This is a genomic window from Lysinibacillus composti, assembly GCF_016908465.1.
In the GTDB taxonomy this organism is placed as follows: Bacteria; Bacillota; Bacilli; order Bacillales_A; family Planococcaceae; genus Ureibacillus; species Ureibacillus composti_A.
Window position 1 is genome coordinate 207,750 of record NZ_JAFBDY010000005.1, and the last position, 7,251, is coordinate 215,000.

Genomic DNA, 7,251 nt, shown 5'->3' on the forward strand with positions numbered 1-7,251 from the left:
CTTCATTCAGCATTAGTCTCCTACTTCTTTTAGAGGTGAGATGAATGCAGAAGGATAATGATTTCAGTGGGGGTTCAAACCTCGACTGAATGAAGTTATAGCCTCCGGCGGATGCCACAGATTTTTAAAGGTAGTTTATCGAGCAAGCTCGATAAAATCTGGACGCAAATACGCCAAGGCGCATTTGATTAATAATCACAAGGGGAAGTTAGACTTACATTCTTTGCATTCGCTTCGTATCACCCACTTGAAACCAAGGTTAGTCGCAAGGTTCAATACTGAAATAGTATTCAATTCGATCTAATCTCAAAAGGGGTACCGGAGCGAATGCTATTTTTTTTACCAAAAGAAATTGAAAATTCATACAAAGGGGAGTTCATATGAGCTTAGCGTTAATGGGGTTTTTGATGATTGGTTTATTTCTAGCATTTGTTATGACAAATAAAATTTCAGTTCTTATTGCATTCACAGTAATTCCTTTGGCATTTGGTTTATTTTTAGGCTTTGGAACGGAAATGGGCGAATTGATGTTAGCAGGGGTACAAAAGGTTGCACCTACTGCGATTATGATTGGTTTCTCGATTCTTTACTTCGGATTAATGATTGACAAAGGGTTATTTAATCCAATGATTTCCACACTGCTTAAAATTGCTAAGGGAGATCCATTAAAAATCGCTGTTGCAACAGCAATCATTACATTAATTGTTGCACTTGATGGTGATGGTTCAGCAACATTTATGATTACGATTACAGCACTTCTACCAGTTTATCAAAAACTTGGAATGAGACCGGTTGTTTTAGCGGGAATTGTAGCATTAGGAGCAGGGGTAATGAATATTATTCCATGGGGAGGTCCTTTAGCTCGTGCAATGGTTACATTAGATGCAGACGCTTCTCAATTATTTAATCCTTTAATTATTCCAATGTTAGCAGGGATGGTTTGGGTTGTATTTGTTGGTTTCCTTTTAGGTCGTAAAGAGCGTAAACGTTTAGGAAAGATTGATGTTTCCGTGATTGAATTGTCAAATATTAATGAAGGTCAAAAACTACCAAAGTTATTCTGGTTTAATTTAATTTTAACAGTTTCATTAATTACGATTTTAATTATGGATATTATTCCAACATCGATTTTATTTATGATTGCCTTTGCGATTGGTCTTGCAGTCAATTGTAGAACGGTTGAAGATCAGTCTAAACAAATCGCTTCGCATGCGGTAAGTATGGTAATGGTTGTTGCAACGATCTTTGCAGCGGGGATCTTTACAGGGATTTTATCAGGTACAGGTATGATTGATGCAATGGCGACTGCTAGTGTTGCTGTTATTCCCGATAGCATTGGTCAATATTTGCCAGTAATAATGGCAGTTGTTAGTATGCCACTAAGTTTAGTTTTCTCGCCTGACGCCTTTTACTATGGGGTATTACCAATCTTAAGTGAAACAGCTGTAACAATGGGAATTGATCCACTAGATATCGGGAAAGCCGCATTATTAGGGAATGGGACAACTGGATTCTCTGTAAGTCCATTAAATCCATCCGTGTTTGTATTACTGGGATTAGCGGGTATCAGTTTAGCAGAACACCAAAAGCATACAATATTATGGGCATTTGGCTCAACAATCGTTATGACAATCGTAGCAATTTCGATTGGAGTCATCCCAATTTAACTTCATTCAGTTGGGGCAAACCCCGACTGAATGAAGTTAAAAGCCTCCGGCGGATGTCACAGATTTTTAAAGGTAGTTTATCGAGACAAGCTCGATAAAATCTGGACGCATATGTTTTGGCTGTGACGAAAGCTTGCGACAGTCACAAATACGCCAAGGCGCATTTGATTAATTGGCTTCTTAAAGGTGGACACGCATTATAGAAAGTGTGCTCCACCTTTTCAATTCGTAAGTAGTGGGCCTGTGTTGCCACCTACTAAAACTACATACAGAGAATGGGGAGATATCATGTTACCGTTAGAAGGAATTACTGTCGTGTCAGTTGAACAAGCTGTGGCTGGTCCATTTGCTACAAGACAATTAGCGGACTTAGGTGCACGTGTAATAAAAATTGAAAGACCAGAAAAAGGGGACTTTGCACGTCATTATGACTCAGCTGTCAATGGTATGGCGAGTCATTTTGTGTGGCTAAATCGTTCAAAAGAGTCGCTTACATTAGATTTGAAAACTGATGAGGGAAAAGAAATTTTAAGTAAGCTTTTAGAAGATGCGGATGTATTTCTGCAAAATCTAGCGCCTGGAGCTATGGAACGTTTAGGGTTTGGGGCAAATGAATTGCTAGAAAAACATCCAAGCCTCGTTATTTGTGGAATTTCAGGTTATGGAAGTAATGGTCCATATACACATAAGAAAGCCTATGATTTACTTGTTCAATGTGAATCTGGCGCGATGGCACTTACAGGTACGGAAGAAACACCTTCGAAATCGGGTGTTGCCATTGCGGATATTGCGACGGGCATGTATGCATATTCTGGTATTCTGACAGCGTTACTTGCAAGAAACAAAGATCAAAAAGGTAGAATTTTAGAAGTCTCGATGCTAGAATCCCTTGGCGAATGGATGGGCTTCCCTTCATACTTTGCGGAATATGGTGGGAAAGAGCCCGAACGTACAGGAGCAAGCCATGCAACAATTTATCCTTATGGTCCATTTGTAGCGGGTGATCAAAAACAAGTTTATATTTCGATTCAAAACGAAAGAGAATGGAAAAACTTCTGTGAAAAAGTATTAGGGGATCCGGACTTAACGAATCATCCGGATTATTACAATAATACAAACCGATTTAAAAACCAGCAAACCCTTCAAAAGATAATTGAGAAGGTCTTCCTTGAAAAGACTTCGGAGGAAATTATCGACTTACTAGAGTATTCGGGTATTGCCAATGCACGGTTAAATTCTGTCATGGATTTTGTAAACCATCCTCAGTTAGAAGCAAGAAACCGTTGGCGCGAAGTGGATTCGCCAGTTGGTAAGTTAAAAGCACTTTTACCACCCGCAACTTTTAATGATATCGAGCCAGTATTCAACCCAATCCCAGAAGTGGGACAGCATACAAATGACATCTTAAAATCGGTTGGTTACTCAGATGAAGATATTAAAGCTTTCGCGCAGAATAAAGTCATTTAATTACGGTGGATTGAACTTAAGTAAATAATGAAGAGTAGGTTGGTGAAAATAGTGTCAAACGAATTAACATGGTTTTTTGTACCCGGTTCCAATCAACGAAATATCGATAAAGTCGCTACATTAGAAGCAGATGCTTTTATTTTTGATTTAGAAGATGCAGTCGCGATTTCAGAAAAACAAAATGCACGAGATAAAGTCATTCAAGCAATCGCTCGCTATCAACAAAAGAATATTTTTGTACGTGTTAATAGTTTTGATTCGCCTTATTTTCTTGAAGATGTACGTCAAGTAGTTGTTCAAGGTGTTGATGGGATCGTCTTACCGAAAGCTGAAACGCCTGCACAATTACAAGTGTTGGATAAGCTGTTGTTAGAAAAAGAACAGGAACTAAATATCCCACTTGGTTCTATCAAAATCGTTGCATTAATCGAAAGCGCACTGGGGATTCATCACGCAGTAGAATTAGCGAACTTTTACCGTGTAACCCGCCTTGCATTTGGTGCGATTGACTACACGTTAGATATAGGGGCAACCTTAACAGAGCACGGGTCCGAACTTCTATTTGCGAAGTCACAACTTGTATTAGCATCTAGAGTGGCTAAAATTGAAGGACCAATTGATGTCGTGTATGTGGATATCTACAATGAAGAAGGTTTAAGAAAAGAAGTAACCTTTAGTAAAGAGTTAGGCTTCAAAGGGAAATTAATCGTCCATCCTGCACAACTCAAAGTTGTCAATGAAGTGTACACGCCTACAGATTCAGAAGTCGAACAAGCTAAAAAAATTATTCAAGCTGCAGAGGAGGCTGAAGAACAAGGTAAAGGCGTAGTGAGTGTAGACGGAAAAATGATTGACCTCCCAGTGATTAAAAAAGCTGAAGGAGTACTAGCTCTATATAACCGTTTATCAGTGACAACTGTGGAAAACTGATATGTAGTGTAGGAAATGGTCTTCATCAATTTGATGAAGACCAAATTTAATGAAAAAAACAGGCTTGGCTAGATTATCTAAGATTTTGGCTAGATGAAATCAATTTTTGGCTAGATTATTGGAGTTAGAAAAAATACCTATCAATAATGTTATTAAGTTCTTTCGTATTCGAGATTAAAAGATGCGTAAAGATCCGAATTGAAAAGAATAGGTCAAAAATGGTAAAGTTTGAATATTAAGAAGTTTTGGAGGGGATTACATGAAGGCGATTCAAATGGCCGAATTTGGGGGACCAGAAGTATTAAAATTAGTTGATATTGTAGAACCAGAACCGGAGAAAAATGAAGTTCGGGTGAAAATATATTATGCGGGGGTTAATCCAGCAGAGGCTTATATTCGAGCAGGTGGATATGCATTCTTTACTCCAGAATTTCCGTATGTGCCTGGATTTGATGGGGCAGGGGTAGTCGATGCAGTAGGTGAAGGCGTAACGAGATTGCAGGTAGGGGACCGTGTATTTATCTCATCTATTTTAGCCAATCGAAAAACGGGGACGTATGCTGAAAAAGTTGTTTGTGATGTTGAGGCGGTACATAAATTACCAGATTCCATCAGCTTCAAACAAGGTGCAGCACTAGGAGTTCCTGTGACAGCGGCTTATCGTTCACTCTTCCATCGTGGTCGTCTAAAACCTGGAGAAACGGTTCTCATTCACGGTGCTTCAGGCGGAGTGGGGACGTTGGCTGTACAACTTGCGAAATATGCAGGAGCACGAGTGATTGGAACAGTTGGAACAGAAGAAGGCTACGAATTAGTCCGTAAAGCTGGGGCGGATGAGATTTTTTATCATAATGAAGAGCATTATATAGAAAAGATTCAATCTCTTAATGATGCAGGGGTTGATTTAGTTCTTGAAATGCTTGCAAACGTGAATTTAGAAAAGGATTTGCAATTAGTGAATAAATACGGCCGCGTGGTGGTTGTCGGGAACCGTGGATCATTGGATTTTAACCCGCGTTTAACGATGGCAAAAGAAGCCGATGTGATGGGGATGGCCGTTTGGAATGCACCAATTGACCAATATAATGAAAGCTTAATTGCAGTAGAAGCAGCTCTTAGTAACGGGGGCCTTCATCCATTCGTTGGAAAAGTCCTACCATTAGAAGAAGCAGCTGAAGCACAAAAAGTGATTTTAGAAGGTAACGCCAAAGGAAAACTGGTGTTGGAAATCGTAAAAGAATAACGCGCGGGTGCTTAAGAAAAAACCATTAGTGATCTAATGGTTTTTTTATGTAAAATTTTTCTGGATAAAACCTTAAACTTGCGTTAAAAGTTGGATAAGATTAGCATAAGATTAAAGAATACTAACTTTTAGAAGTGAGGATAAAAATTGGTTACAGTTTATACTTGTCAAAATGGAGTGCGTATCGTCTCGGAGCAAATGTCACACGTTCGCTCTCTGTCAATTGGAATATGGGTGAATGCTGGCTCTCGTTTTGAATTGCCAGAAGAAAACGGGATTACGCATTTTATTGAGCATATGCTCTTTAAAGGAACAAAAACACGCACGGCTCGCCAAATTGCTGAAGAGTTTGACCGCATCGGAGGCGAGGTAAATGCCTTCACGTCAAAAGAAAATACATGTTACTACGCAAAAGTGCTCGACCATCATGGGGAACTCGCAATCAACATCTTAGCGGATATGTTCTTCAATTCGGTATTTTCAGAGACTGAATTAGATAAAGAACGTCAAGTCGTGTTAGAAGAAATTTTAATGAGTGAGGATGCGCCGGATGATGATGTTCATGAACGATTATGGGGCGTCATGTATCCAAAAGATGCGCTAGGCTTACCGATTTTAGGTACGAGCAAAACGCTAAACACATTTACAGCTGATACAATTCGAAATTATATGGCCAAACACTATACGCCAGAAAATGTTGTCATTTCGGTTGCAGGAAATATAACAAAAGACTTACTACTACATATAGAAAATCTATTTAACCGATTTGAACAATCACCTGAAGCGGTTGAAACAGTCCTAACGTATCCTGAATTTACGCCTGGTCGCTACGTAAAGTCGCGCGATATCGAACAGTCTCACTTAGCGATCTCGTATCCAGCCATCAATGTGATGGATCCCAATGTGTATAGCTTAGTCGCGCTAAATAACATTTTAGGTGGCAATATGTCATCTCGACTATTCCAAGAAGTGCGTGAAGAGCGCGGTCTTGCGTATACCATTTATTCTTACCATACGTGTTTCTCAGACGTTGGCGCACTGACGGTTTACGGAAGCACGAACAATCTACAGTTAAAGCAATTGGAAGCTACAATTGACGAAACGATTCAAGCTTTCCGAAAAGAAGGCGTGCTCGATACGGAATTGGCCAATGCAAAAGAGCAGCTAAAAGGTAGTCTAGTCCTAGGATTAGAAGGCACAAGCGCACGCATGAGCCGCAACGGCCGCAATGAACTTATTCATGGCCGCCACAAAACACTCGATGAAATCATCACTGAAATCGATGCCGTATCAAAAGACACAGTGAACGACTTTATCGAACAGTTCTTAGGTTCGAAGCCAGCCATCGCCATCATTGGTCAAGGCGTGGAGTAATGTGATAAAGGGTGTCTCCTTGTAAGAGGGGGCGCTTTTTTATTTTGGGCTTTGTGAAATTGGGAGTGAAGGAATTGAGTCTGCGCAAGAAGTCCTTAATCGGAGGAATGAACCGCGTTTTGTTACAACGAGCTGGTGTATTTAAATGGAGAAAATTATTAATGACAAGTTGTTCATAAATGGGCAACTACGATTAGAAAGCGTAGTTCCTGGCATAGATGTGCGTTGAGTTGCTCAAATGAAAGATTACTTATTATAGGAGAGAGGGAACTGGTATGAGTAATAATAAGGGAAAAATATTCCGCTATTGATAAAAAGGAAGCATCAAAAAGCAATATAAGGGAAAAATATTCCGTTAATCCCCTCAAAATAAGGCGAAATCCAATTGTTTGGATGAGATAAGGGAAAAATATTCCGCTATTGAAAAAAGGAAGCATCAAAAAGCCAATATAAGGGAAAAATATTCCGTTAATCCAGTCAAGTCCTTAAAATTGTGTAAATTTCAATACGAATGTTTTCAACAGTCTTAAGAAAATTATTTTGGGCAATAAATAAACCCCTGCTTACATT

At 39.4% G+C, this 7,251-nt stretch carries 5 protein-coding genes; all 5 read left to right on the forward strand.

The genetic code is table 11. From position 1 onward, the window contains the following. Positions 1-380: 380 nt before the first annotated feature. The 5 genes from JOD29_RS08215 to JOD29_RS08235 all read left to right on the forward strand — a co-directional run bounded on the left by JOD29_RS08215 (position 381) and on the right by JOD29_RS08235 (position 6,681). The gene (locus JOD29_RS08215) at positions 381-1,667 is read left to right on the forward strand and encodes a CitMHS family transporter (RefSeq protein ID WP_124763956.1); all 1,287 of its coding nucleotides are present in this window, start codon (positions 381-383) and stop codon (positions 1,665-1,667) included. A gap of 288 nt (positions 1,668-1,955) precedes the next feature. Then, entirely contained in the window at positions 1,956-3,134 is a 1,179-nt protein-coding gene (locus tag JOD29_RS08220; protein ID WP_124763955.1) for a CaiB/BaiF CoA transferase family protein, read from the forward strand. A 51-nt stretch (positions 3,135-3,185) separates the two neighbouring features. Beyond that, positions 3,186-4,064 (forward strand): HpcH/HpaI aldolase/citrate lyase family protein, encoded by an 879-nt coding sequence (locus JOD29_RS08225; RefSeq protein ID WP_158610537.1) that lies wholly within the window; start codon positions 3,186-3,188, stop codon positions 4,062-4,064. Positions 4,065-4,323: 259 nt separating this feature from the next. Then, positions 4,324-5,307, forward strand: a complete 984-nt coding sequence (locus tag JOD29_RS08230; protein ID WP_124763953.1) for an NADPH:quinone reductase — start codon at positions 4,324-4,326, stop codon at positions 5,305-5,307. Positions 5,308-5,454: 147 nt separating this feature from the next. After that, positions 5,455-6,681 (forward strand): M16 family metallopeptidase, encoded by a 1,227-nt coding sequence (locus JOD29_RS08235; protein WP_124763952.1) that lies wholly within the window; start codon positions 5,455-5,457, stop codon positions 6,679-6,681. Positions 6,682-7,251 lie beyond the last annotated feature (570 nt).

Bases quoted from the DNA above. Each gene is read 5' to 3' on its own strand.
- JOD29_RS08215 (WP_124763956.1), top strand. From the start codon at position 381: ATGAGCTTAGCGTTAATGGGGTTTTTGATGATTGGTTTATTTCTAGCA.
- JOD29_RS08230 (WP_124763953.1), top strand. From the start codon at position 4,324: ATGAAGGCGATTCAAATGGCCGAATTTGGGGGACCAGAAGTATTAAAA.
- JOD29_RS08220 (WP_124763955.1), top strand. From the start codon at position 1,956: ATGTTACCGTTAGAAGGAATTACTGTCGTGTCAGTTGAACAAGCTGTG.